The sequence below is a fragment of the Tritonibacter litoralis genome (assembly GCF_009496005.1).
In the GTDB taxonomy this organism is placed as follows: domain Bacteria; phylum Pseudomonadota; class Alphaproteobacteria; order Rhodobacterales; family Rhodobacteraceae; genus Epibacterium; species Epibacterium litoralis.
The window spans coordinates 304546-329540 of record NZ_WIBF01000003.1 but is presented as its reverse complement, the minus strand read 5'-3'; the positions used below and the strand labels follow the sequence as shown (position 1 = coordinate 329540).

Genomic DNA, 24995 nt, shown 5'->3' with positions numbered 1-24995 from the left:
TCAGTTTAAAAGAGGGCCGCCCGGTATGATGGGCGGCCCAAAGGTGTTGTTGTCTTAGGAGTTTGGCAAGAGGTCGTTGACTTCTTCGACCAGCTCTTCTTGAAGTTCCTGCATGTCGGTTGCGTCACCGGTGACGATACGCTCGATCCCGTCATAGATCACCTGGGTGATCGCCAGACCGTTATCGCCCGGATAAGCCAGCCAGTCGCGCAGTAGCGGCAGCTGGTCCACGGCGGTCTGTTTGTTCGGGTTCTGAGTGTAGAAGTCTGCCAGGATTACTTCGTTTGCAGCCTTGTTCGGCGGCATGTAACCGGTGGTTTTGGCAACTTCAGCCGCGCCATCACCCGAGGTGATGAATTTGAGCCAAGCCCAGGCCGCCTCTTGCACGCGCGGATCGTCCGAGGTGGAGGTCAGCATGGCTGCGTTGCCGCCCGCTGGCAGACCTTGGGGTTTTTCACCCATGCCCGGGAACGGGCCGGTCACCAGTTCAAAATCACCTTGCGACCGTTCAACAGCGCCCAGCGCAGAGGTCGACCAGAACATCATGCCGATCTCACCTGCAGAAAACGACGCCAGAGCGGCTTTCCACTCCAGGTTCTGCATCTCACATTTGGTGAAGATCTCTTGCATTTGGGTCAACGCATTCAGCGCCTCAGGGCTGTCGAGGGTCACGGCGGCGTTTTCTACGATCGCCTTGTCCTGGCTCCACATCAGCGCCTGCATGAACCAATTGCCAGTGATGTTCCAACCCCAGAAGATCGGGTTCTTGACGCCATTGGCTTTCATGGTTTCACAGGCCGCGATCACCTCGTCCCAGGTGGTGGGCAGCGCTTCGATGCCACCGGCACGCAGAACGTCCATGTTGTAATATCCAACCGGCAAAGAAACCGAGAACGGCAGGCCGTGTACGCTGTTGTCGAAGGTTGACAGTGACAGCATCGCATCGTGGTAGCCGTCCTTGGCGAAATCAGCTTCCTTGGCAATAAACGGCTCAAGCGACTGTGCGATGCCTTTTTCGACCAAGATCTGCTGGCGGTTCAGACCTTGCATGGTCACATCAGGCAGGTTGCCAGATACGGCCTCGCGCAGGATGGTGTTGGTGCCATCTTCATAGGATTCATAGGTCGAGCGGAACTTGACCTCGATGTTTGGGTGCGCTTCCTGAAAAGCAGGCATCATCGCCTCATAGGTCACGTCAAACAGGTGGCTGTAGGGATAGGCGAATTCAATGGTGACTTTGTCCTCGGCCGCCGCGACGGTGGCGATTGCGGACAAAACTATTGCGGATACGGTGGTTTTCATGGTTCTTACCTCTCACTCCTGAGCTTCAAAGCGCGCTGATTTGCCGATCCGGCGCTTCTGGTTCATCCCTGTCGGGATCCGGGGTCGGGTGCGGCGTGTCCGCACCCGAAATTCGTTATTTCATACCGCTGAGCGTGATCCCTTCGATGAAGCGTTTCTGCGCCAGAAGGAACGCCACGATCAGCGGCATGACAATCACGGTGGCTGTGGCCATCATCGGACCAAAGAAGCTGCCATCGCCGTCGCCTTTGAATTCCCGCAGGCCCAGTGGCGGGGTGAACAGGTCACGGTTGCCAGTCACCACGATGCGGGGCCAGAAATAGTCGTTCCAATGGGCCACAACTGAGAAGATCGCAAAGGCCAGCAGCGCCGGGATCGCGGTGGGCAGCATCACGCGCCAGACGATGGCAAATTCACCCATTCCGTCCATGCGCGCAGCATCGATCAGGTCATCTGGCACGGTCATAAAGAATTGCCGCATCAAGAAGATCCCAAAGACCGAGATCGTCCAGGGCACCACCAGCGCGGCATAGGTGTTGGTCAACCCCAGCTTCGCGAGCATGATGTAAAGCGGCAGCGCGATGGCATGGACCGGGATCAACAGGCAGAACAGAACCAGGGAAAACACCGCTTCGCGCCCCCAGAATTTGAGCTTGGCCAAGGCATAGGCCGCCGGCACCGCCACCAGCACCTGAATGAAAAAGATCGAGGCGGTGACAATGACGCCGTTCAGCAGATACCGCAGCAGCGGTGCCTCGGTGAAAGCTTTGGTGTAGTTGAACACCACGGGGCGCATCGAACAGTCGGCGGTGGCCTCAGCCAGCAGCGCGTCGCGGATCTGTGCATCCGTTTGGTTTGGAAAGCGCAGCAAAGCCGCCGCGATATCATCCCGATTGGGGTCGCGCAGTTTGACACAGCGCTCATCTACCATCATCTCTTGGCGACCGAAGAAGCCGCCCTCGCCCCGGTCGATTTCACCAGGCGATTTGAACGAATAGCTGACCATCATGTAAAACGGCGCAATCACGATCAGCGCGCCCAAGGTCAGGATCAGATGTTTCCACCAGTCGCGTGTCATCCGTAATGTACCTTTCGCTCGACCAGCCAGCGCTGGATCAGGGTCAGGACCATCACAAAACCCAGGAACACGATGGTGATAGACGCGCCAACCCCGATCAGGTTCTGCTGAACGCCTTTTTCAAAGATGGCGAACATCATCACATAGGTGGATTTATTGGGACCGCCGCCCTGGGGCCAGAAGGCCTCAACCGTGTCAAAGACCTGAAAGGCGCGGATGCAGCTGATGGTGACCACAAACACGGTTGTCGGGCCCAGCGCAGGCCAGGTCACGAGCCGGAACCGCTCCCAGCCGGATTTCGCCCCGTCCATTTCAGCCGCGTGATACAGCTCACGATGCACCCCGGTCAGCCCAGCCAGATACAGCACCATGTTAAACCCGAAGCCCTGCCAGATGCCGATGAAACAGATCACCCAAATGGCATAGCGTTTGTCACCCAGCCATACGGGGAAGGTTTTGGCACAGCCGTTGGCCATAAAGGGCCAGATCCGTTCCAGAACGGTGCCACATCCCAGCTCAAGCGTGCGGTTGATCATACCAATCGACGGGTGCAGCATAAATTCCCACGCAATCGCCATGGCCAATAGCGTCGCCATCACCGGCAGGAAATAGATCGTCTTGTAGAGTTCCCGAAACCGGCCAAGCGACTGGACCAACAAAGCCGCGCCAAGGCCCAGACCAACCGACAGGGGCACCACGGTCACCACATAGGTAAAGGTGGCGATAAACATCTTTTCATAGGTGGAGCGGCTGAGGAGACGATCGTAATTCTTGACCCCAACCCAATTGAAACTGCTGTTGCCCAGCGAGAAATCCGTAAACGACAGAACCCCAGCGATGCCCACTGGCACCAAGAGGATCACCACCATCAGCGCCAGCGCAGGCAAGGTCAGCATCCAGGCCGTCCGACGCTGGCGGCGCAGCGTTTCCTGCTCGGGCGAGCGTAAGCTGTCAACGGTTTGAGAAATGGCCTGCATGCTCACAACGCCTCGACCATTGGAAGGTGCGCCAGATGTTCGACCTCACGGACCCGCTGCCCGGCGCCATCAAAAACCAAAGCCGCGCGACAGTCGAAATCAATCCCCACCGGAGCCCCCAGTCGCAGAGAGCTGCGTTGCGTGGGCTCCGCCCGCATGACCAACCGCTGCGCAAGCCCCGGCACCTCGATCTGGGCAAAAAGTTCCGCCCCAAGGTTTTCGGTATGTGCGACAATGCCCGTCAGCCGTGCGTCAGCGCCCGCAAGATGCAGGGCCTGGGGCCGCAGCCCCAACCGCAGCCCTGTGGTCGCCCGCGCCACGCGCAGCGGAAGGTTTTGGCCCAACAGAGTCAACGTCAGGTCCGGTGCCGTTGCAACCGGTAGGATATTGATCTTAGGCGCGCCGATGAATTCAGCCACTTGGATATCGGCCGGATCTTCGTAGATCTGATCGGGGGCCGCGCATTGCAGGATCTGGCCACCCATCATCACCGCGATCCGGCTGGACATCGTCATCGCCTCAACCTGGTCATGGGTCACATAAACAAAGGTTGCGCCCAGCCTGCGGTGCAGCTCGGCGATTTCCACACGGGTCTGTACGCGCAGTTTTGCATCCAGATTGGAAAGAGGCTCATCCAGCAGGAAGGCCGCTGGGTCGCGGACCATAGCGCGCGCCAGGGCAACCCGTTGCCGTTGCCCACCAGAGAGCTGACCCGGTTTGCGGTCCAGCAGATGGTCGATCTCAAGCGTTTTGGCCGCGTGGGTCACATCCGCTGCCATCTGCCGTGTTGCGGCACGGGCGCCCGGCATGACACGGCCAACCACTGGCAATCGCTGCCGTCCAGTCATCCGGCGCATGCGCAACGGCACCGCGATATTGTCCCGGACGCTCAGATGCGGATAAAGCGCATAGGATTGGAACACCATTGACAGGTTGCGATCTGCCGCCCGGACGCCCTGCACGTCTTGTCCAGCCAGACGAATAGAGCCACTTGTTTGTGTCTCTAATCCAGCGATTAGGCGCAAAAGCGTGGATTTACCGCAGCCCGACGGGCCCACCAGCGACAGGAACTCACCATCTTGGATCGTGAGCGAAACACCTTTTAAAACTTCGGTGTCACCAAAGCGTTTGGTGACATTCTCGATTGCCAACTCTGCCATTTGATTCCCCCTGGTTTGGGGGCACGCTAGGCCAGCCACGCCTCATCTGTATGACGTTATATTAGTGAAACTAATACTGGTTACGATCCGAGCGTAGACCAAAACCAGAGCCCCAGCATGCGTCCCAATCCCCATCAGTTTGTCGCCTTTGCCTATGTCGTGCGCGAGGGCAGCTTTTCCGCTGCCGCCAATCGCCTGGGGGTGACGCAATCCACCATTACCCAGCATGTGGCCAAGCTTGAAGCGCAGGTCGGTTCGCAACTGTTGATCCGGGGGCGTGGCGGTGTGAGTGTGACGCGCACGGGGCAAGAGTTCTTTGATCTTGCAGATCGCCTTGTGGCGCTGGAAAGCGCGATTGCCGAACGGCTGGAAGGGTTTGAGACCCTCGAAAAAGGCCATCTGAAAGTGATTGCCAATGCGCCCCAACCCGCGCTGGAAGCCATTCGCGATTTTGCGGCCCGTCACCCCTTTGTTGAAATTGACTTTGCCTTGCATGATTGGACCACCGCGACGCGGCTAATTCGTGAACGGCACGTGGATGTAGGCATAATCACCGACGCGCCGATGTCGGAGGATTTCGAACATGTGCCGCTGCAACAGATCTCATACGTGGCCTATGTTCATCCCGACAGCCCGCTGGCCCAGCGGACGGAGCTGAGCCTTGCCGATCTGGCCCATCAGACAGTGATCTTGCCTGAATTTGGCTCCCTCACGCAGCGCGTTGTCAGTACGGCTTTGAAATCCCACGCGATCACTTTGCCCCGGACGTTGCGCATGACCACATTTCCGGTCATGTGCGAAGCCGTGTTGCACGGCATCGGCGTTGCCATCTTTCTGTCGCGCAGCGGGCGGCTGGCGCAGTCCTTGGTCGAGGTCCCCATCCGCGAGCTGAGCGCCCAGCACGAGATTTCGATCCTGGCCCCCAAGGATCGCGCGCGTCTGCGGTTGGTGCAGGCCTTTATTGACTGTGCTGAGCGGCTGGCTGCTTAGGGCTGAACTCAAGGCTCAGATGATCGATCAGCGCGCGCACTCTGCGGGTCAGATGCCTGTTATGAGGATAAAGGGCGTAAACCCCATAGGCATCGGTGCGATAGTTTGGCAGGATTTCTTCCAACATGCCTTGTTCCAAGGCCTCTTGGATCGCGTATTTTGGAGAGCGCGCGATCCCAAGCCCGCCAATGGCCATCCGTGCCAGAACCGCCGGCGCATTGGCCCGTGTGGTCACGTTCAGCCGGGCCACATGTTCCTGACCCGAGGATTTCGACCAGAACCGCCAGACGTTCAGATTGGCCTGGTTTTCATCCACCAAACAGGTGTGCGTGGCCAAGGCGCGCGGATCTTGGGGGCGGCCGTAACGGTCCAGATATTCCGGCGCAGCGCTGACGATCAACGGCATATCCGCCAGTTTGCGCACGATCAGCGTGGAATCGCGCAGCGCCCCGATGCGGACCGCCAGATCCATCCCCTCTTCCACCAGCGCGACACGTGAGTCCGAAAGCTTAAGATCCAGATGCACATCCGGATGGGCGCGCAGAAAAGGGATCAAAGCTTCGGTCAGGCGGGTACTGCCGAACCCGGTGGGGGCTGTAATCCGAATGGGGCCGGCCAGTTCCACCTGATGTTCGCGCACCAAGGCATCCAGATCGTCGATCTGTTCCAGAATAGAGCGGCATCGCCCCAGATAGGCCACCCCAACCTCGGTCAATGTCACGCTGCGGGTGGTGCGGTGGAACAGGCGGGTCTGCAGCTGGCTTTCGAGCTGTTGAACATATTTGCTGACCAGCTTGGTCGACATGCCCAGCCTGCGACCCGCTCCGGTAAAGGAATGCTCTTGTGCGACGGAAATGAACGCGCGCATCGTCTCAATCTTGTCCATCTGCCTCTCCGCTTGATTATGAACATCATAGACATAATCATTGAACAAAACGAGAGATTATCGCCTAAGCGTTCCAGACGCATACTATGGGCATCAAAGCCGATCCCCCGATCCTTTGAGCGAACCCTGTAAAACTGAATGGAATGTACCGATGTCCAACGCTATCAAAATCCACCGTCACCCGCTGTCTGGTCACTGCCACCGTGTTGAGCTGTTCGCCGCCCTCACCGGTATCAACTATGAAACCATTGACGTTGATCTGGCCAATGGCACCCACAAGAAAGAGCCGTTCCTGTCGCTGAACCCGGCCGGTCTGGTTCCGGTTATTGAGGACGCCGATACCGTGGTGACCGATTCCAACGCGATCCTGGTCTATCTGGCCCGTAAATACGCGCCCGAGTGGATCCCCAGCGAAATCGAAGACGAAGCCCTGGTGCACAAGTTTCTGGCCTTTGCAGCCGGCGAACTGGCCAGCGGTCCCTGTGCGGCGCGCCTGATTACCGTCTTTGGCGCCAAACTGGACGCTGAGCGCGCACAAGCGGTTTCTGAACGCGCCTTCACCTATCTTGAAGGGTATCTGGACGGCAAAGAATGGCTGGTTGGCACCCGTCCAACAATCGCAGATGTTGCGTTTTACAGCTACACGGCGCACGCGCCCGAAGGGAACGTCTCGCTTGAGCCTTACCCGAATGTTCGCGCGCTTTTGGCGCGTATCGAAGCCCTGCCCGGCTTTGTTGCGATGCCTGTTACCAAAGTTGGCCTGGCCGCCGAGTAAACCCACAGTTTCCAAGGGGGCGCGGCTGTGCCCCCTTTTGTTTCCCACTTCTATTCTTTGCCGGAGATCACAATGACCGTTGACCCAAAATGGGATGCGACACCGTCGCCCTTTCATGCAGGTGAGATCTCGATGCAGGAACAGCTGGGTGTGCGCCGGATCGAAGCGGTCGGACGTCGCGCCATTCGCCCCTTTATGCCCGACCAGCACCGCAACTTTTTTATGAACCAGCCCTTTATGGTGGCTGCGGCACGCGACAGCGACGGGCGTCCGTGGGCCACGATTCTGGAAGGGGATGTGGGATTTGTCACGTCTTCGGATGATAAATCACTGACACTGAACACCCAGACAGTTGCGGGCGATGCCTTGAGCGGTGCGTTGAACCCCGGTGATGATCTGGGGTTGATCGGGATCGAACTGGCCACCCGGCGCCGCAACCGAGTCAATGGGCAGATCACCGCCGCCACCGATGGCGGTTTGCAATTTGCGGTGCGCCAATCCTTTGGCAATTGTCCGCAACATATTCATGCGCGAACCTATCACCTGCTGGATCAGGCAACCCCCGGTCCAGTGAGCCGCAGCACGGCATTAACGGCCGACCAGCAACGCTGGATCACCGGCGCGGACACCTTTTTCATCGCGACCGGCTTTCGCGGCGCAGGCACGCATGCGGGTTACGGCATGGATGCCTCCCATCGGGGTGGCGCGCCGGGGTTTGTGGAGGTTGTGTCGCCGCACCAACTGAGGTTCCCGGACTACCCTGGCAACAATTACTACAATACGCTGGGCAATATTCTGAATGACAAACGCGCGGGGCTGCTGTTCTTGGATTTTGCCTCTGGCTCTTTGTTGCAAATCAGCGGACGCGCAGCCGTGGATGCCACCCCATCCGAGCTGGAGCACTTCCCCGGCGCGCGGCGGTTGGTGACAGTTGATATCGAACAAATCGTCGAACTGCCCAGCGCGTTGCGCCTGCGGTGGCAGGCGGATGGCGATGCCATTCGCGAGTTGCGTCTGGTGGAGAAACGTCCCGAAAGCGCGGATGTGAAATCCTTTGTGTTTGAAGCACGCGATCGCGGTGTGGTGCCTGAGTTTCGGGCGGGACAATATCTGCCGGTCGAGGTCTCGTTGCCCGGCGTGCCCGAAAAGCTGCGCCGGAGTTATTCATTGACCAATCTTCCAGGCGAGAACCTATACCGTATCACCGTCAAACGTGACCCGCGTGGGATTGTGTCCCGCTACTTGCATGATTTTCTGGAGGTTGGGGATTTTCTGTCCGCCTTCCGACCGGCCGGAGATTTTGCGCTGCCGGGACCAGACACGCCGATCATGCTGATCAGCGCCGGAATTGGCATCACGCCGATGATTTCCTTGTTGCAGGCCGCGTTGAAAGACAACCCATCGCGCAAGATCTCCTTCCTGCACGGGGCCCGTGATGCGCTCCATCACCCCTTTGCCCATGAGCTGAACCGGCTGGAACGTCGTTTCCCAGCGTTGAGCACTGTGACCTGTTACAGCCGCCCGGATCCGTCAATTGCCGACCCAGCTGCGAAGGTCGGGCGTTTGACCCCGCAGCTTCTGTCCACGCTGGCATTGGATCCGGACACCACCGTTTTTGTCTGTGGGCCTGATGGTTTCACAATGGATTGGGTAGACGGGTTGACCAAATTTGGCGTGCCCAGCGCGCAGATCCAGACAGAGAGCTTTGGCGCAAGCTCATGAATGGCGCCCCCCACCGCCCGACGGGCAGTGGGGTCGCCGCCACTTATTTTGAACTGTGTCGCAAGGATTGTTCGGCCGACCAATTCTGCGCAAAGTGAAACAGATCTCTTCCGCTTTGTGGTCGTGCAAAGGCAAAGCCCTGCAAGGTGTCACAGCCAAGATCCGTCAAAATCCGCGCATGTTCCCAGGTTTCGACACCCTCCGCAGTGACTTTGAGCCCCATAAGATCCGCCATGCCCACAATCTGTTTGAGCAGCCCCCGGATCGTATCCGATTTGGTGAGCGGCAGAACCAGCTGCTGGTCGATTTTCATCACATCCGGCTGCAAATGCATCAGCCCAACAATTGAGGCATGTCCCGAGCCAAAGTCGTCAATCTCGATCGAGATCCCCATATCCCGCAGGCGATCCACGCTAAAGTTAAACAGATCGGATTGCTCTTCGACCAACACGGACTCCAGAACTTCAAACGCGATCTGATATCCGGTTTCAGACTGTTTCGGCAAATCCAGGAACATATCCGGGTTCTGGATGCGATCTGCTGTCACATTGAAAGAGAGTTTTGGGATAATCACCCCCTGTTTGCGCAATGCGCTGATCTCTTGTGTGGCCTTGCGAAATATCAACGCGTCGATCTCATCCACGGCTGACAATTGGTCCGCAATCGGCAGAAACACATTTGGTGTCATCAGGCCCAGTTCCGGTGACTGCCAGCGCACCAAAGTTTCAACCCCCACAATTTCATGTGTTTTGGCGTCAAACTGAGGCTGATAAAAGGGTGTGAACTCCTCATTCACGATAGCGCGGCGAATTTCCAAGGCGAGGGATCTGCGCCCTTGGACGGTGTGGTGCAGCTGCGGGGTATAAAGGCGAACCGTGTTGCGCCCGCTGTCCTTGGCCTCATACAGCGCGGCATCCGCACCAACAATAAGATCATCCAGCGGCAACAGCCCATCCAACGTGCTGGCGACCCCAAAACTTGCGCCAACTCGGATGGTTTTCTTGTCAAATTGTTTGGGCTGTTTGATCCGTTTCAACATGCGTTCGGCCACAACACGGCCGTCCTCAGACGATTTTCCGGCGCTCAGAAGGATGACAAATTCATCCCCACCAACACGGGCAGGCAAGTCCTCGGACTTGGTTTCTTCGCGCAGGATGTCGGCCACATCGCACAGAACAAAATCCCCCGCTGCGTGCCCCAGGGTGTCATTCACATATTTAAAGTGATCCAAGTCGATGCGAACAACGGTTGCATCTGATCCTGCTTGGTCGCCGCGCGCAGACAGCGCAATGTCAAGGGCACGACGGTTTGGCAGGCCCGTCAACGAGTCATGAAGCGCCTGATGTTCGATCTCTTTCTTGGCGGCCAGGATCGCCTCACGCTGGGCGCGTTCCTGGGTCACATCGTGGGAAATAGCCATAAAGCCGTAAAACTTGCTGTCTTCATTGCGCAGCGGAGAAATCCCCAAAGACACCCAGAACGGTTCACCTGTTTTCTTGTAATTCAGGATCTCTGTCTTGATCGGACGCCTGAGGCGGAGCGCCTCGCGGATTTCTGACACTGTGTCCGGATCGGTATCAGGCCCTTGCAAGATGTCGCCGGGCTTCTGGCCGCGCGCTTCCATTCCGGTAAAGCCAGACAGTTTTTCAAAGGCAGGATTGGTCCAGACAATGCAGCCGTCCGCATCCGTCACCAGAAACGCGTCATTGGCCCGTTTTGCAACGGCAGCCAATTCAGAAAGGGATTTCTTTTGACGTTCAAGCCGACGGTGCGGCTCCACCAGGGCGGCCCGACCCAAAGCCGCAAACAGCATAAAGGCAACCAGAAGCACCACAAACAAGACACTGATGGTCGATGTCACCAGTTGACGGCCGGCATCCGCCACCGCTTCTGTATCTGGTATCGAAACCAAGGTCAGGTCCCATGACGACAACGGGTAGGAAATGGCGTGTTCGGGCAGCTCCGCGGTGCCATCCGACACAACAAATGTTTCCTGGATCGTTTCATGGGGCGTCAACACGGCCGCATATTCAATATCCAGCGCTGCGACGACCGCCCCGTGGGTTTGACCGCCTTCATGGATTGGTGCGGCCAGCGCCAGGCCGAACCCCTGTGGGCTGAAGGACAACACAAGATCCTGTGCCTTTGCCTGATCCGCATGATTGGTGCGCGCGACAAGAATATCCAAAGAAGGCTCAAGCGCGGGATCCATGGGGGTTTCGGCAAAGGATGTGTGAGAAATCAGCCTGCCGCCTTGGTCATAGATCCGCACCCAAGACACGGTGTCCGAGGGCTCAAGCTGTTGCATCAGCGCCTGCAGCGCCTCACCTTGGTTCTGCGCACCTGTCGCCACACCGTGAACAGGGGGGGCGTAGCTGAGGATATCCAAAATGGCCTTGTAGCGCTCCAGTTTGGCCTCCAGCGCCAGCATGTCGGCCTTGGCCTGGGCGTTGATCGCCTCATACTCCTCTCGCATTAGAAAGGGTGTTGCGGTCATGCGAACGGCAATGGCCGAAGACGTCACCGCCAGAACCAAAACCAGAAGCAATAAGCCCCAGAAGCGTTTTATCATCACTTGTGTGCCCGCCGTGCGTGCAAAGAGTGCCTTAGCAGCCATCACAACGCCTCCACATTGCAAAACAGGTCGCACTTGGCCTGTTTGCAGCGCCAAGCAATTGGCGCGCATGCGAAACCGCAATTTGAAACTGAATAACCATACCAATACCCTCGTTCACATCGGAAAATTTGCATAACAAAGGCTAACGCGAGATAAACGTCGCCCGCTGGGACGGTTAAGTTTGTAGGCACATTTGATTTTTCAGGGCACCAACACCTGCTAGGTCTTAAAACCCATCCTAATCAGATACTTAAGCTACGACGACGCTTGGTCCCTCTTTAGAAGCTCTCTGCATTTATGCGTCGTTTGCCGGCATGCGGTTGCGCCCTTGGTTCAGCCGTAAAAGATGGGGCAAAGTTCCCTCCTGTGTCGTGAACCCGGCGTAAAAAACAAATTGAAATGTTGGTATCTCTTTCCCTGTCCTACCGGTTTTGCGAAACGCGCGCGCCTTGCTTATCTTAAAGATTCTCAACTGCTTAATTTTTAACCGACACGCTCAGTAATTAGACGGTCAAATTCACCTGGGACGTGCAGAAGCTTGATTATGAGGCAGGTCGCTTGCGGCGCAACGGTCGGCTGGAAAACTGGTGGCATGACACATGCAGCCACGTTCTTTGACGAAATGCTCTCTGGCGCAGAGGGTGCACGGGATCCTTACAAGGTCTATTACGACTGGTTCGAAAACGAAGACCTGAAACGATTGCGACGAAAATCCGTGGATGCAGAGACGTTTTTTCGCAAGATCGGCATCACGTTTAATGTTTATGGTCAGGAAGAGGCCGACGAACGGTTAATCCCCTTTGACATCGTTCCCCGTATTATCGCAGCACGTGAATGGGCCAAACTGGAACGGGGCATTGAACAGCGGGTGCGGGCGATCAATGCGTTTTTATACGACATTTACCACGGACAAGAGATCCTGCGCGCCGGACGCATTCCGCGCACCCTGATCAGCGGCAACGAAGCCTTTTGCCCTGAGATGATTGGCGTCAATCCGCCCGGCGGCGTCTATACTCATATCTGCGGCGTCGATCTGGTGCGCACAGGCGAAGATGATTTCTATGTGCTGGAGGACAATGTGCGTACCCCGTCTGGCGTGTCCTATATGCTGGAAAACCGGGAGACCATGTTGCAGATGTTCCCTGAGCTGTTCACCCAGCTGAAGGTGCGCCCGGTCTCCTCATATCCGCAGACCCTGCGGCGTTCCCTTTCTGCCAGCGCGCCCGGCAGCTCGCCAAATGCGGCGCCGGTGATTGCGGTCCTGACGCCGGGCATCCACAACTCCGCCTATTTTGAACATGCTTTCCTAGCCGATCAAATGGGCGCAGAGCTGGTCGAAAGCCATGATCTGCAGATCGTCGACGGCCGCGTGGCCATGCGCACAACGCAAGGGTATCAAACCATCGACGTGCTGTATCGTCGGGTCGACGATGATTACCTGGATCCTTTGACCTTTAACCCCGACAGCCTGTTGGGTGTGCCCGGCATTATGGACGTCTATCGCGCGGGAAATATCACCATCGCCAATGCGCCCGGCACCGGCATCGCCGATGACAAGGCGCTGTACAGCTATTTACCTGATATAATTGAGTTTTATACGGGCGAACAGGCGATCCTGAAGAACGTACCAACCTGGCGATGTTCGGAGCCTGATGCGCTGTCTTATGTGCTGTCCAACCTCAAGGATCTGGTGGTTAAAGAGGTGCATGGCTCCGGCGGCTATGGCATGTTGGTGGGCCCTGCCGCCAGCAAAAAGGAAATCGCAGCTTTTGAAGCCAAGCTGCGCGCCAAACCTGCCAATTACATCGCCCAGCCGACGCTGTCGCTGTCGACGGTTCCGATCCTGTCCAAGTCAGGGCTGGCACCGCGTCATGTGGATCTGCGCCCCTTTGTTCTGGTCTCGCCCAACAAGGTGGAGATCACGCCGGGCGGCCTGACGCGGGTCGCGCTCAAGAAAGGGTCGCTGGTTGTGAACTCCTCCCAAGGTGGCGGAACAAAAGACACCTGGGTGCTGGGGGATTAAGCCATGATGCTGGGAAAAACTGCTGGCGGTCTGTTCTGGATGTTTCGGTATCTGGAGCGGGCTGAAAACACCGCGCGCCTGCTGGAAGCGGGTTGGCGCATTGCTTTGACCCGATCCTCCAACAGCGAGAGCGAGTGGAAATCGATTGTCACCACCGCCGGGATGAACATTGGTTTTGAGGCAAAACACGACACCTATAACGCGGCCAATGTGATCAACTATTTGCTGCGGGACAAAGAAAACCCGTCAAGCGTGATGGAGACCCTGAACCAAGCCCGCGCCAATGCACGGCTGGTGCGCACCGCCCTGTCGAGCGAGGTTTGGGAAGCCACCAATGAATGCTGGATGGCCATCAAAGACGAGCTGGCACGGCCCGTCAGCGAACGCAATCTGCACGATGTTCTGGCCGCCATCCGGTATCGCACCTCGGTCGTGCGCGGAGCCTTGCATGGCACCATGTTACGCAATGACATCTTCAGCTTCTCGCAGCTTGGCACATTTATCGAACGCGCTGACAACACCGCGCGCATTCTGGATGTGAAATACTATGTCCTGCTGCCGTCGGCGGCCTATGTGGGCAGCAATGTCGACAATGCCCAGTGGGAGGTAATCCTGCGCTCGGTCTCAGCCGAGCTGTCGTTTCGCTGGCTGCATGGCGGCACCGTCTCTCCGATGATGATCGCAGATTTTCTGATCCTGGATCGGCGCATGCCTCGGTCATTGGCCTTCTGTTACCAAGAAATCGACGAATGCCTGAAGCAGCTGCAAGAAGAATACGGCACCCGCCAGCCTTGCCGGGACAAGGCAGATGCAATTTGCGCCCGCATGCGCGGCCATTCGATTGAAGGCATTTTCCAAGAAGGGCTGCATGAGTTTCTGGGGGAATTCATCAAAAGCACCACGGGGCTTGCCTCTGCGATTGAGGAAAACTTCCGGTACTATGGGTGACGACATGAAGCTGACGATCACCCATAAAACCACCTATGACTATGACACGCCTGTGCATTATGCGCTGCAGAAACTGCGGTTGATCCCGCGGACGGGCCATGGGCAGACCGTGCTGAACTGGCAGACCGAAATCAACGGTGGCGAGAAACAGGTTACCTTTGACGATCAATTTGTGAACCACACCGAATTGGTGAAGGTCACCCCCGGCACCACCCGGATTGAGATCATCAGCACCGGTGAAGTGGAGGTGCACAACCAAAATGGCGTGATTGGCCAACACAACGGTTACGCGCCCTTGTGGCTGTTTGAAGAGGCGACCGCGATGACAGCCGCCGGAAACCAAATTCGCCATCTGGCGTCTTTGGTGCGCCAAGAGACGGCGGATCTGGACGACGTGGCCCGGCTGCACCATCTGTCCAAGGCGATTTTGAGCCGTGTCACATATGAAACAGGCCAAACCGACAGCACCACCACAGCCGAGATGGCGCTGTCGGCGGGGCATGGCGTCTGTCAGGATCACAGCCACATCATGATCGCCGCCGCGCGTGTTCTGGGCTATCCGGCGCGCTATATCAGCGGCTATTTGTTTATGGACGGGTACGACCAGCAGGACGCCACCCACGCCTGGGCTGAGATCTGGATTACCGGGCTGGGCTGGGTCGGCTTTGATGTCTCGAACGGGATTTCCCCGGACGGGCGTTATGTGCGCGTGGCGACGGGGCGGGATTACAGCGATGCGGCCCCGATCTTGGGCATTCGGCAAGGTGTTGGTGCAGAAAATCTTCATGTTTCCTTGCAGGTTCAGCAATAGGCTGATTGAACAGCCTGCAAAGAAGGAAATCACATGACCTATTGCGTTGGCCTGATGCTGAAACAAGGGTTGGTCTTTATGTCCGACACCCGCACCAATTCTGGCGTTGATAACATTTCGACCTTTCGCAAGATGTTCACCTGGGATGTGCCCGGTGACCGCTCGATTACGTTGATGACTGCGGGAAACCTCGCAACAACCCAATCCGTGGTGAGCCTGCTGGAAGAACGCAGCAAGGAACCCGGAGAACGCCAGCCCGGAATTCTGGAAGAAGAGTCGATGTTCCAGGTCGCAACCATGGTTGGCAACCTATTGAAAGAGGTCATCGCCACCCATGCCGAGGCAGGGCAACGCGCGGATTCCACCTTTAACGCGACGATGATCCTGGGCGGGCAGATCGGTGACGGCGAACCGCGTTTGTTTCTGATCTATCCCGAAGGCAATTTTATCGAAGCCAGCTTTGACACCCCGTTTTTCCAGATCGGTGAGACCAAATATGGCCGCCCCATTCTGGTGCGCGCCTATGATCCCGAGATGTCATTTGAAGACGCGATCAAGCTTCTGAGCCTCAGCTTTGATTCCACAATCAAAGCCAATCTTTCGGTCAGCCTGCCCTTGGATGTGCATGTCTATGAAACCGGTAGCCTGCGCAATGGGCGGCTGTTTCGGATCCAGGACAATGACACCTATTTCCTGGCGCTTTCGTCTGGTTGGGGGATCGCGCTCAAAGATGCCTTTGGGCAGCTGCCGGAATTCAGTTTCCCGGAACCCTAAGGGTCCAAACGCTGCGGATTTCGGTTCAATGACAACAGATCCCGGCGGCTGTAATGGCCCGCAGGATCCAGTTTCATATGGGCCCCAATCACCGCATCCATAGAGAGTTCCGCATATAGGATATGTTCCTCCCCCAGCACCGGGGGCACAATCAACTCTCCCCCCGGTGCGGCGATCATGGACCCACCATCCATGATGACATCTCGGCCCTCGGCCACGTATTTGCGCAGCGGAAAGCTGTTTGGAATGTCGGATGCGCGCAACAGCCCCGAGACAGACGCCACGTAAATCCGCCCCTCCATGGCGATGAATTGGGTGATATGATCGGTCACGTCCAGATCGCCGGGCCAGGTCGCAATATGGAGCTGCTCCCCTTGTTCATAAAGCGCTTGTCGCGCCAGAGGTTGCCAGTTCTCATAGCAGTTCAACCCGCCAACCTTGAACCCGTTGACGTCCTGCACCTGAAGCCCATGTGCATCCCCATCCGCCCACAAGAGCCGTTCGTGAAAGGTTGGTTTGAGCTTGCGGTGAACGTTCACCACACCTTTGTCCGGATCGATCGCCACCAGCGAAGCATAGACCGACCCCATGGAACCTGAGCGTTCCACAATTCCCGTATAGACATGGACGCCCAAGTCATGGGCCTCCTTGCAGATCGCCGCGATCTCGGGCCCGCCCACCGTGATTGCGGATTTCAGATATTCCACCTGACCGATCTTCAACAGCTCGTCCGACGACGACACAATGGGTGCACGCAGCCAAATGGGGTAGCCGGACAAAAACACCTCGGGAAAGGCGATCAATTGCGCGCCTTCACTCGCGGCTAGCCGCAACAGCGTCAAAAGCTTGTCTGTGGTGGCTTTGGGATCCAGGAAAACCGGGGCAGCTTGGACGGCGGCGATCTTCATGTACGGCTCTCTTTTGTTGGCGGCCCGATAGCGGGCGAAACATCCCCCGGGTCATACCACCGGGGGATGGTGGCCTGCGTGGTGTTTAACCAGGATTGGCCCCGGCGCTCTTGATATCTTCGTCGATCTTGCTCCAGGGTTTGGTGTTGTCACACCAGATCTGAATATCCGGCTTTACCCAGGAGCTGTCGACCATGGTGCCGGCTTTGACTGCGGCAAGATCGTTGAACGCGGGCAGTTCCGTGGTCAGTGGCGAGCCGCAATTGCCGCAGAAGTTACGGGTGACATCCTCACCCGAGGCCCCTTTGACAACATATTGCTTGCGGCAGTCCCCCTCGAACACCACTGAAGAAATCGGCACCAGAACGTTTGTGGAAAACGCCGAGCCGCTTTGTTTTTGGCAATCCGGGCAATGGCACACAGCGGTCATGGTGGGTTCTTCTGCGGTAGAATAATACGTCACTTCTCCGCACAGGCAGCTGCCTTTGATCTTTGGCATGTCTTAATCTCCATGTTGGTTGCTTTGTTTATTTACTTTTTGTTTTTCGTTTTTATTACGTCCGCATGTGATCTGCGGATTGATTGAACAACACGGCGTTCTGGGTGGCAGAGGCCGTATTGGAAAACTGCTGGTCCTTGTGCAAATTGATCGCCGCGCGGACCGCTGGGCGCGACTTGATCCGTTGGCGCCAGGCCGCGACGTTTGGAAATTTGGTCAAATCAACACCTAAGGGCTTAGAAATAAAGGCCCAGGGAAAGATTGCCATGTCCGCAATGGAATAATCATCAAACAAATAGTCGCGGCCAATCAATTGATGTTCAAGAACGGCAAGGCTGCGTTCAAATTCACCACGATACCGGCGCAAGGCGTATTCCTGCCCTTCGGGTGCGTAGTTGACAAAATGGCTCAGCTGACCCGCCATCGGCCCTTGGTTTGCGGCCTGCCAAAAGAGCCATTCGTAAAACTCTTTGCGCTCCAGCCCACCGTTTGGGCCAAATTTCCCGGTTTTCTCGGCCAGATACAAAAGGATTGCGCCGCTTTCAAAAACCGACATCCGACCGCCGATGGCGTTGTGATCAACAATAGCCGGGATTTTGGCGTTTGGGCTGATCGCCTTGAACGCCGGCGTCAGCTGATCGCCCTCGGTCAATCGCATCAGGATGGTGCGGTGTTCCAGCCCCGTCTCTTCGAGCATGATTGCGATTTTCCAGCCATTTGGCGTGGGCGCATAATAGAAATCAATCATTCCTCATCCTCTGTTTTTGGCGAACGCAGGTGGTCCAAAATTTCGCCCGTATGCGCGCCCAGTTCTGGGGCCGGACGACGGTTTTGCGCAGGCGTTCCGTAAAACACGGCCGGATTGCGGGCCTGACGCAGGCGGCCTGCGGTGGGGTGGTCGTATTCAAAGAACGTCTCATTTGCGGCCATCTGTGGATGGTTGCGCATCTCGTGACGTGTCAGAACAGGGGCACAGGGAACGCCAGCGTGTTCCAGCGCCGCCAACAGCGTGTCACGATCCATATCCCGCACGATATCCTGCGTCAGGGTCAGCCGCGCATCCCGGTTGATCTCGCGCAGCTCCGCATCCGTGAACCGCGGATCTTCCAGGATATCCGGCCGCCCGGTCGCCTCGGCCAGGGCAGCCCAATGTTTGTCCTGCATGATCGAAATGCTCAGATACCCGTCGCCCACATCGTAGATCAGATCGCTGAAGGACTGGCTTTCTTCCTTCTCCATCTCATCACCGACAAAGGTATGTCCGTTCATGTCAGACGCCCAGAGGAAGGTGGCAACAGTATCAAGCATGGACAGGGTGACTTTCTGCCCTTGTCCGCTGCGTTCTCGTGCAAACAGCGCCGCAGTCACAGCCTGGCTGGCCTGAACAGCCGTCAGCTTGTCCGGCAGGATCGTGCGCACCAAACGGGGGCGTTCCTCATCCGAGCCGGCCTGGACAGTTGTAAGGGCAGACACCGCCTGGATCAGCGGATCATACACGGGCTTACCTGCCAAAGGACCAGAAAATCCAAAGCCTGCAATCGACATATGGATCAGCTTCGGGTTCAGGGCGCTCAGCGCTTCATATCCCAGGCCCAGACGATCCGCGACGCCGGGGCGAAAGTTTTGGATGAATACATCCGCATCCGCAATCAACGCCTTGAGCGCCGTAAGGTCATCAGCGTCCTTGAGGTCGACAACAACAGAGCGTTTGTTGCGGTTGTTGTTCAAAAAGGACGCCGAGTGTCCACCACGTCGCGTTGCTAGATGCCGGGTGTAATCCCCATCCGCGCGCTCCACCTTGATCACATCCGCGCCCTGATCCGCCAGCATCATCGTGCACATAGGGCCCGAGATGACCGTGGTCAAATCGATGATCTTGATCCCGGCAAGAGGGCCTGTGAATGTGGCCGTGGTGTCCTGATCCATAATCGTCTTCCTAATTCTTCCGTAATCAGAAGGTAGGAAGTCGAATGTAAAGTCAGAAATGAATAAAAATCACTGGAAGATGAGATTCATTCAACCTGCTTCAGCAACCAGCTGTGGAACCGCTTGACCACGGATGTCATAGGATCGGGAGAGCGGACCACATAATATCCCGTTTCCACCTGCGCGCCCTGCTCAGCAAAGGGTTGGATCAGGGTTCCATTTTCCAGATCAGGATCCGCCAGCGGCCGCCGCGCCAATGCCACGCCCAGTCCATCGCGCGCCGCCTGAAGCGTCAGCTCGTAGGTCGGCAAACTGTAGCGCTGCGCCAAATCGGGCGTTTTTAGATCACAAGAGCGGCACCAGCTGTCCCATTCCCCTTCGACATTTGCATTTTCCAGCACGCGGGCAGATTGCAACAATTCAGCCAAATTGGTGCACCCCGTTTGTTCAAACAGCGCTTGCGACATAACAGGGACAATGGTTTCAGACATCAAAGGATCGGCCACTGTTCCCGTCCAACGCCCATCGCCACGGCGGATCGCCAGATCCACACCTTCCCGGTCCAAATCCACAACCCGAGTTGTGGTCACCAGATTGACCTCAATATCGCTGTGTTCCCGTTCCAGATCGACGATCCGGTGCAAGAACCAATCCGCGGCAAAGGAGGGCGTCAAGGTGACGGTCACCCGTTTTCGCGCAGGAGAAGAGCGCACCAGATCTGTAGCCCGGACAATAGATGCCATAGGATCTTTGATCTGCTGGAAGAACTGTTTGCCATCCGCAGTCAGATGCAGCTTGCCTTTGCGGTTTTCGAGCAAACGCACGCCCAGTTCCGTTTCCAGAGCTTTCAGTTGGTGGCTGACGGCGGATGGGGTCACTTTCAAACGCGCGGCAGCCTCAACCGCACTGCCAGTGACGCCAAGGGCGTAAAAGGCCTTCAATCCTCCAAATGGCGGGAAATAGTCATTTGCGGTTGTGGTCGGCTTGTCCCTCATGGGACCCTCCTAACAAAATCAGGTCGCTCTCCCACAAAGACAAACTCACCGACATCGAGGGAGGTAGACGTAACCTGCTCCATAGTTTCGTCTTGCCTGACTGCGCTCTGTCGGATGCACAAACAAGCGGTATTTTTATTTAAGTATATCAAAATTTGAGCTGAACCAAATGCGACGTTTTAGGCATATAATTTAGAACTTAGCGCCCGCTCTTGCCAATCACTTCCAGACCAGTGCTGACAATGATCTTAAGATCCGTCCATGCTGAACATCGCGACAAATAGCTGACATCCATCGATACCCGTTCCTCATAGCTGACATCGTTGCGACCTGACACTTGCCACAGTCCGGTGATGCCAGGTTTCTGTGCGTAATAAGCTTGAACATCCGAACCGTATTTTTCGAGTTCGGCTGTCACCACAGGCCGTGCACCAACAAAGCTCATCTCGCCTTTGAGAACATTCCAGATTTGCGGTAGCTCATCCAGGCTGGTTTCACGGAGAAATTTGCCGACACCCGTGATCCGGGGATCATCCGTCAGCTTGTGATCCCGCGCCCATTCCGCGGCCGCTTCGGGGTGGGACACCAAATGCGCGGCAAGTTTGGCTTCGGCATCCACAACCATCGTCCGGATTTTCCAGCACCGGAAACTGCGACCATGTTGCCCGACCCGTTTATGGCCAAAAAATCCCGGTCCGCCATCTTTGCGCGCGATCAGATACAAAATCGCAATCACCGGTGCCAAAATCGGTAACATCAGCACCGCAAGAACAAGATCAAACACCCGCTTCCCGATCGGGAGATAAATGGACTTTCTCACTTTGGATGCAGTGAAATTCAGCTCACGTTCGTGGACACATACAGCTTCGTGCACAACAACACCTCACAGAAATTAAACGCTTGAAACTTGGTTATGGCATCGGAAATTGAATACGTTCCCTAGCACTGGACTTAGAGACATGCTGTGACGCTTTTTCAATGCTTTTGCGATATTATTTAAATAAAAATTGGATTTAATGTGATCTGAGCTTAGGATTTGCGCAGAAATGCTGCAGTTGCAGCATTTCTTTGACATTTAGCGTCCCGCCCGCCGCAGCATCAGACCAAGACGTGAAAAACTCTCAGCAGGTTTTCCCGGTTCTTCTTTACCAAAGAATGCGTCCAGCTCGGGCCAGAGCTTCACCGCCTGATCCAATACAAGGTCATTGCCTGCAGAATAGAGCCCCGCGCGGATCATCACTTCGGATTGCTCATACGATCCAAGGAACTTGCGCACCTGCAGGATCTGTTCGTTTTCATCAGGAGTGGCCGCAGCGGGCAGGCTTCGCGAGACAGAGCGCGACACGTCAATCGCCGGGAACCGACCGCGTTCGGCAATTTCGCGGTTCAAAACAATGTGCCCATCCAGAACACCGCGCAGAATATCGGCAATCGGCTCGTCCATATCAGAACCCGCGACGAGGACGCTGTAAACAGCCGTGATGTCGCCCTGTTCATCCTGACCGGGGCCGGACCGTTCACACATCCCGGTAATCAACGGTGTCACAGAAGGCGGATAGCCCCGCAGCGCCGGTGCCTCACCCGCAGCGGCAGAGATTTCGCGGTGCGCTTCGGCAAATCGGGTGACCGAGTCAGCCAGGAACAATACGTGTTTGCCTTGGTCCCGGAAATGTTCGGCCACAGTCATTGCAGCCCAGGCGCACCGCCTGCGCACCAGTGCGGATTGGTCTGATGTTGCCGCCACCACAACCGTCCGGCGCATACCTTCTTCGCCCAAAACGTCTTTTACAAAGTGGTTTACCTCGCGCCCACGCTCACCAATCAGGGCCATAACAACCACATCGGCTTCCATATTCTGCGCGAGCTTTGCAAGAAGGGTCGACTTACCAACACCAGATCCGGCAAAGAGACCAACACGCTGGCCTTTGACGATGGGCAACAAAGTGTTGGTCACAGCATATCCCGTCGACAACCGTTCCCCCAATCCGCGACGCGCGGCGGCCTTGGGTGGGGCGGCCATCAGATCCCGTGCCTCTTCTCCGCGCAACAGCGGGCGACCATCCAGTGGCTGGCCAAAAGGATCGATCACACGACCCACCCAATTGTCGCTTGGGGCAAAAATTGGCGTCGGCAACAGCAAAACCGGATCGTCGATTCGGATTCGGTCCGGAGCGGTGTCGGGCAACATAAAGACCAAGTTGTCATCGATCTTCATGATCTCACCCATCAGCGTATCGTCCGGACCACGGCGCAGCTCGGCGCGGTCACCGATGCGGGCTAAGTGTGCAAGACCAGTGACTTTTATGACTCCATCTGCAACTCCGCTCACGCGGCCCACCGTCGTGGACAGCTTCTTTGATGCAAGTTCTTCCGTCAGAGCTTTTAGCGCAGGGATCATGTTTGGCTTCTCCATAGTGCCTCTGAAAACAATTTCTAAAGGAATCGGGGTTAAGCCTTGATTGAAATTGATCGAGGGAGAAGCCCCGGTGTTCGCAGATTTGAACGTCTTTAAAATTGCATACTCGATGGCGTCTCATGCAGGGACCCGTCAGGCATTGGTGTCGCAAAACATCGCCAACGCCAATACACCTGATTACCATTCCAAAGATATCAGACCCTTTTCAGAGGTCTTCGCACGCCGTGGCGCATCGTCAGGGGACATGATTTCAACCCGGTCTTCGCATCTGAACGGCGCAGGCGGTGGCGTGGATTGGGCAATCACAGAAGATGACACCGGCGCAGGCCCCAACGGCAACTCTGTTTCGATCGAAGATGAAATTCTGAAAGGTGTGGAAGTCAAACGCCAACACGACCGTGCGCTGGCGATCTACCGCTCTTCCATGAATGTGCTGCGCGCCAGCATTCGCGCCAATTGATCGGAGGTTTGAAGAATGAGTGATTTTGCAAACTCTTTGTCTGTTTCATCCAGCGGTCTGAAAGCTCAAGCCAATCGCCTCCGCCATGTCGCAGAAAACATTTCAAACGCTGACACGCCAGGGTACCGCCGGAAATCCGTTCCGTTTGAAGCGGTACGGAACCTGAACACTAATACAGAGCAGGTGCGCGTGGGCCGCGTGATCCTGGACCGCAGCGATCTGGAACAGATCTATGATCCGACCCACCCTCTGGCCGATGACAGTGGTCACTACGACGGTTCCAACGTCGATCTGATGATCGAGATTGCCGACGCCCGCGAAGCGCAACGCAGCTATGAAGCCAACCTGAAAATGTTCGACCAAACACGCAGCATGTCCTCCGCCTTGATGGATCTGTTGCGCAACTAAAATTGAATTAGGAGATCCAGAATGGATATTCGCTCTCTGTCCGCTACCAGCGGCTATGCCGCGGCACGCCCGGCAACTCAAGCTGACCCGGACCATGTTTCGGGTGGTATTCAGAACCATCTGAAGGCCAATTTTGAGGAATTCGCGACCACCTTACAAACATCTGAACAGGTCTCGGTTCAAGCGATGACCGGTTCCGCAGATCCGCATGCTTTGGTGCAGGCCCTCGCCCAAACCGAATTGGCGGTCGAAACAGCGGTGACAGTACGCAACAAAGTTGTGGAAGCCTACCAAGAAATCATGCGGATGCCGGTCTAACGCCATGATGAATGACGGGCTCTTTTTTGACACGTTGCGTCAGGCGGTCTTTACGGCCGTCACAATGGCTACGCCGGTGTTGGCCGTAGCGCTGGTGGTTGGTATTGCCGTTGGCCTCTTTCAGGCCCTGACCTCGATCCAGGAAATGACGCTGACCTTTGTGCCAAAACTGGTCGCCATCCTTATCGTCTTTTGGGCCACCATGGGCTTCATGACATACACGCTTGTTGCGTTTTTTGACGGGCACGTGGTGCCGCTGATCACAGGAGGTCTGTAATGGATACTTCAAGCTTTACTACTCTGTCCCGCCAAACGGGCCTTGTCCGAGAGATGCGGGTGGTCGCAAACAATATCGCGAACTCGGCTACAACAGGCTACCGTCAGGAAGGGCTGATTTTCTCAGAATTTGTGGCCTCTTCTCCGGGGTCTGAATCAATCTCGATGTCGCGCGCCAACATCCGCAACACTTCCATGGAACAAGGGGCGCTGACAAAAACAGGTGGTACATTCGACCTGGCAATCGAGGGCGATGCGTTCTTTTTGGTGGAGACGCCAGATGGCGAACGTCTCACACGGTCCGGCGCGTTTTCAACCAATGCGGCTGGCGATTTGGTCACAGCAGATGGTCGGCGTGTGCTGGACGCAGGCCGGGCACCCGTGTTCATCCCAGGCGACGCACAATCCATTAGTTTCGGCGCCGATGGCACGCTGAGCGCGGACGGGCGTCCGTTGGGGCAAATCGGCCTGTTTCAGCCAAGTGAAGGCAGCCCAATGATCCGCGAGGACGGGGTCATGTTCCGCGTTGACGGCGAAATCGATGCAAGCCTGGATGCTCGTGTGCATCAAGGTTTCCTTGAGGGGTCCAACGTCAATTCCATCGATCAAATCACGCGGATGATCGAAATCCAGCGCGCCTATGAAATGGGGCAAAGCTTCCTTGAAACCGAAGATCAGCGCGTCCGCGACGCGATCGATAAACTGATCAAAACATAGGAGACGGAC

At 56.5% G+C, this 24995-nt stretch carries 25 protein-coding genes and 1 pseudogene; 12 read left to right on the top strand and 14 right to left on the bottom strand.

The features are described from left to right. Window positions 1–54 precede the first annotated feature (54 nt). From GFB49_RS07860 to GFB49_RS21465, 5 genes and pseudogenes are all read right to left on the bottom strand, one after another. On the bottom strand, window positions 55–1302 hold the full coding sequence (locus tag GFB49_RS07860) for an ABC transporter substrate-binding protein (RefSeq protein WP_153215295.1): 1248 nt from the start codon (window positions 1300–1302) through the stop codon (window positions 55–57). Window positions 1303–1417: 115 nt separating this feature from the next. Further along, on the bottom strand, window positions 1418–2380 hold the full coding sequence (locus GFB49_RS07855) for a carbohydrate ABC transporter permease (RefSeq protein ID WP_153215294.1): 963 nt from the start codon (window positions 2378–2380) through the stop codon (window positions 1418–1420). After that, complete coding sequence (locus GFB49_RS07850; RefSeq protein ID WP_153215324.1) at window positions 2377–3276, bottom strand: carbohydrate ABC transporter permease; 900 nt, start codon at window positions 3274–3276, stop codon at window positions 2377–2379. Before GFB49_RS07850 ends, GFB49_RS07855 begins: the two co-directional genes overlap by 4 nt. Before the next feature lie 83 nt (window positions 3277–3359). Beyond that, window positions 3360–3842, bottom strand: a complete 483-nt coding sequence (locus GFB49_RS21470; RefSeq protein ID WP_425505193.1) for a TOBE domain-containing protein — start codon at window positions 3840–3842, stop codon at window positions 3360–3362. Between the two features lie 198 nt (window positions 3843–4040). Then, window positions 4041–4433 (bottom strand): annotated as a pseudogene (locus tag GFB49_RS21465) (ATP-binding cassette domain-containing protein); the annotation flags it as partial. Between the two features lie 201 nt (window positions 4434–4634). Between GFB49_RS21465 and GFB49_RS07840 the strand changes: the two are divergent. After that, complete coding sequence (locus tag GFB49_RS07840; protein WP_153215292.1) at window positions 4635–5507, top strand: LysR family transcriptional regulator; 873 nt, start codon at window positions 4635–4637, stop codon at window positions 5505–5507. On the opposite strand, the gene GFB49_RS07835 is transcribed toward GFB49_RS07840, so the two are convergent. Continuing rightward, window positions 5476–6393, bottom strand: coding sequence for a LysR family transcriptional regulator (locus GFB49_RS07835; RefSeq protein WP_153215291.1), 918 nt, complete (start codon window positions 6391–6393; stop codon window positions 5476–5478). The genes GFB49_RS07840 and GFB49_RS07835 overlap by 32 nt on opposite strands. A 151-nt stretch (window positions 6394–6544) precedes the next feature. Between GFB49_RS07835 and GFB49_RS07830 the strand changes: the two genes are divergently transcribed. Together GFB49_RS07830 and GFB49_RS07825 are read left to right on the top strand one after the other, a co-directional pair. Next, complete coding sequence (locus GFB49_RS07830) at window positions 6545–7168, top strand: glutathione S-transferase family protein (protein ID WP_153215290.1); 624 nt, start codon at window positions 6545–6547, stop codon at window positions 7166–7168. Between the two features lie 72 nt (window positions 7169–7240). Then, window positions 7241–8890 (top strand): FAD-binding oxidoreductase, encoded by a 1650-nt coding sequence (locus tag GFB49_RS07825; protein WP_153215289.1) that lies wholly within the window; start codon window positions 7241–7243, stop codon window positions 8888–8890. Window positions 8891–8933: 43 nt separating this feature from the next. Here GFB49_RS07825 and GFB49_RS07820 read toward each other — a convergent pair whose 3' ends face one another. Beyond that, window positions 8934–11507, bottom strand: coding sequence for a putative bifunctional diguanylate cyclase/phosphodiesterase (locus GFB49_RS07820; RefSeq protein ID WP_194269287.1), 2574 nt, complete (start codon window positions 11505–11507; stop codon window positions 8934–8936). A 592-nt stretch (window positions 11508–12099) separates the two neighbouring features. On the opposite strand from GFB49_RS07820, the gene GFB49_RS07815 reads away from it, so the two are divergent. The 4 genes from GFB49_RS07815 to GFB49_RS07800 are packed head-to-tail and all read left to right on the top strand — an operon-like array spanning window position 12100 to window position 16063. Further along, on the top strand, window positions 12100–13530 hold the full coding sequence (locus tag GFB49_RS07815) for a circularly permuted type 2 ATP-grasp protein (RefSeq protein ID WP_246149649.1): 1431 nt from the start codon (window positions 12100–12102) through the stop codon (window positions 13528–13530). 6 nt (window positions 13531–13536) lie between these two features. After that, entirely contained in the window at window positions 13537–14478 is a 942-nt protein-coding gene (locus tag GFB49_RS07810; RefSeq protein WP_214644947.1) for an alpha-E domain-containing protein, read from the top strand. Window positions 14479–14482: 4 nt separating this feature from the next. Beyond that, a complete protein-coding gene (locus GFB49_RS07805) occupies window positions 14483–15289 on the top strand; it encodes a transglutaminase family protein (protein WP_153215322.1) in 807 nt (268 codons plus the stop codon). Window positions 15290–15322: 33 nt separating this feature from the next. After that, the gene (locus GFB49_RS07800) at window positions 15323–16063 is read left to right on the top strand and encodes a proteasome-type protease (RefSeq protein ID WP_153215286.1); all 741 of its coding nucleotides are present in this window, start codon (window positions 15323–15325) and stop codon (window positions 16061–16063) included. Here GFB49_RS07800 and GFB49_RS07795 read toward each other — a convergent pair. The 7 genes from GFB49_RS07795 to GFB49_RS07765 form a co-directional block, all read right to left on the bottom strand. After that, complete coding sequence (locus tag GFB49_RS07795) at window positions 16060–16971, bottom strand: carbon-nitrogen hydrolase family protein (RefSeq protein ID WP_153215285.1); 912 nt, start codon at window positions 16969–16971, stop codon at window positions 16060–16062. The two genes, GFB49_RS07800 and GFB49_RS07795, sit on opposite strands and share 4 nt — an antisense overlap. Window positions 16972–17056: 85 nt before the next feature. After that, window positions 17057–17470, bottom strand: coding sequence for a GFA family protein (locus tag GFB49_RS07790; protein WP_153215284.1), 414 nt, complete (start codon window positions 17468–17470; stop codon window positions 17057–17059). A 55-nt stretch (window positions 17471–17525) separates the two neighbouring features. Continuing rightward, window positions 17526–18218: a glutathione S-transferase family protein gene (locus tag GFB49_RS07785; RefSeq protein ID WP_153215283.1), complete on the bottom strand. Its 693-nt coding sequence runs from the start codon at window positions 18216–18218 to the stop codon at window positions 17526–17528. Next, window positions 18215–19396: a CaiB/BaiF CoA transferase family protein gene (locus tag GFB49_RS07780; RefSeq protein WP_153215282.1), complete on the bottom strand. Its 1182-nt coding sequence runs from the start codon at window positions 19394–19396 to the stop codon at window positions 18215–18217. The genes GFB49_RS07785 and GFB49_RS07780 overlap by 4 nt, the downstream gene beginning before the upstream one ends. A gap of 86 nt (window positions 19397–19482) precedes the next feature. Further along, window positions 19483–20391: a LysR substrate-binding domain-containing protein gene (locus GFB49_RS07775; RefSeq protein WP_153215281.1), complete on the bottom strand. Its 909-nt coding sequence runs from the start codon at window positions 20389–20391 to the stop codon at window positions 19483–19485. Between the two features lie 199 nt (window positions 20392–20590). Beyond that, entirely contained in the window at window positions 20591–21232 is a 642-nt protein-coding gene (locus tag GFB49_RS07770; protein ID WP_246149652.1) for a sugar transferase, read from the bottom strand. Between the two features lie 234 nt (window positions 21233–21466). Next, window positions 21467–22789 (bottom strand): FliI/YscN family ATPase, encoded by a 1323-nt coding sequence (locus GFB49_RS07765; protein ID WP_153215279.1) that lies wholly within the window; start codon window positions 22787–22789, stop codon window positions 21467–21469. An 88-nt stretch (window positions 22790–22877) separates the two neighbouring features. Between GFB49_RS07765 and GFB49_RS07760 the strand changes: the two genes are divergently transcribed. The 5 genes from GFB49_RS07760 to GFB49_RS07740 are packed head-to-tail and all read left to right on the top strand — an operon-like array spanning window position 22878 to window position 24986. Continuing rightward, a complete protein-coding gene (locus GFB49_RS07760; RefSeq protein ID WP_343032515.1) occupies window positions 22878–23267 on the top strand; it encodes a FlgB family protein in 390 nt (129 codons plus the stop codon). A gap of 15 nt (window positions 23268–23282) precedes the next feature. Then, entirely contained in the window at window positions 23283–23675 is a 393-nt protein-coding gene (flgC, locus tag GFB49_RS07755; protein ID WP_153215277.1) for a flagellar basal body rod protein FlgC, read from the top strand. Between the two features lie 21 nt (window positions 23676–23696). Next, window positions 23697–23993 carry a flagellar hook-basal body complex protein FliE gene (gene fliE / locus GFB49_RS07750; RefSeq protein WP_153215276.1) on the top strand — a complete coding sequence of 99 codons (297 nt, stop codon included), beginning with the start codon at window positions 23697–23699 and terminating at the stop codon, window positions 23991–23993. 4 nt (window positions 23994–23997) lie between these two features. Continuing rightward, window positions 23998–24270 (top strand): flagellar biosynthetic protein FliQ, encoded by a 273-nt coding sequence (locus GFB49_RS07745; protein WP_153215275.1) that lies wholly within the window; start codon window positions 23998–24000, stop codon window positions 24268–24270. Next, window positions 24270–24986, top strand: a complete 717-nt coding sequence (locus tag GFB49_RS07740) for a flagellar hook-basal body complex protein (RefSeq protein ID WP_153215274.1) — start codon at window positions 24270–24272, stop codon at window positions 24984–24986. The genes GFB49_RS07745 and GFB49_RS07740 overlap by 1 nt, the downstream gene beginning before the upstream one ends. Window positions 24987–24995 lie beyond the last annotated feature (9 nt).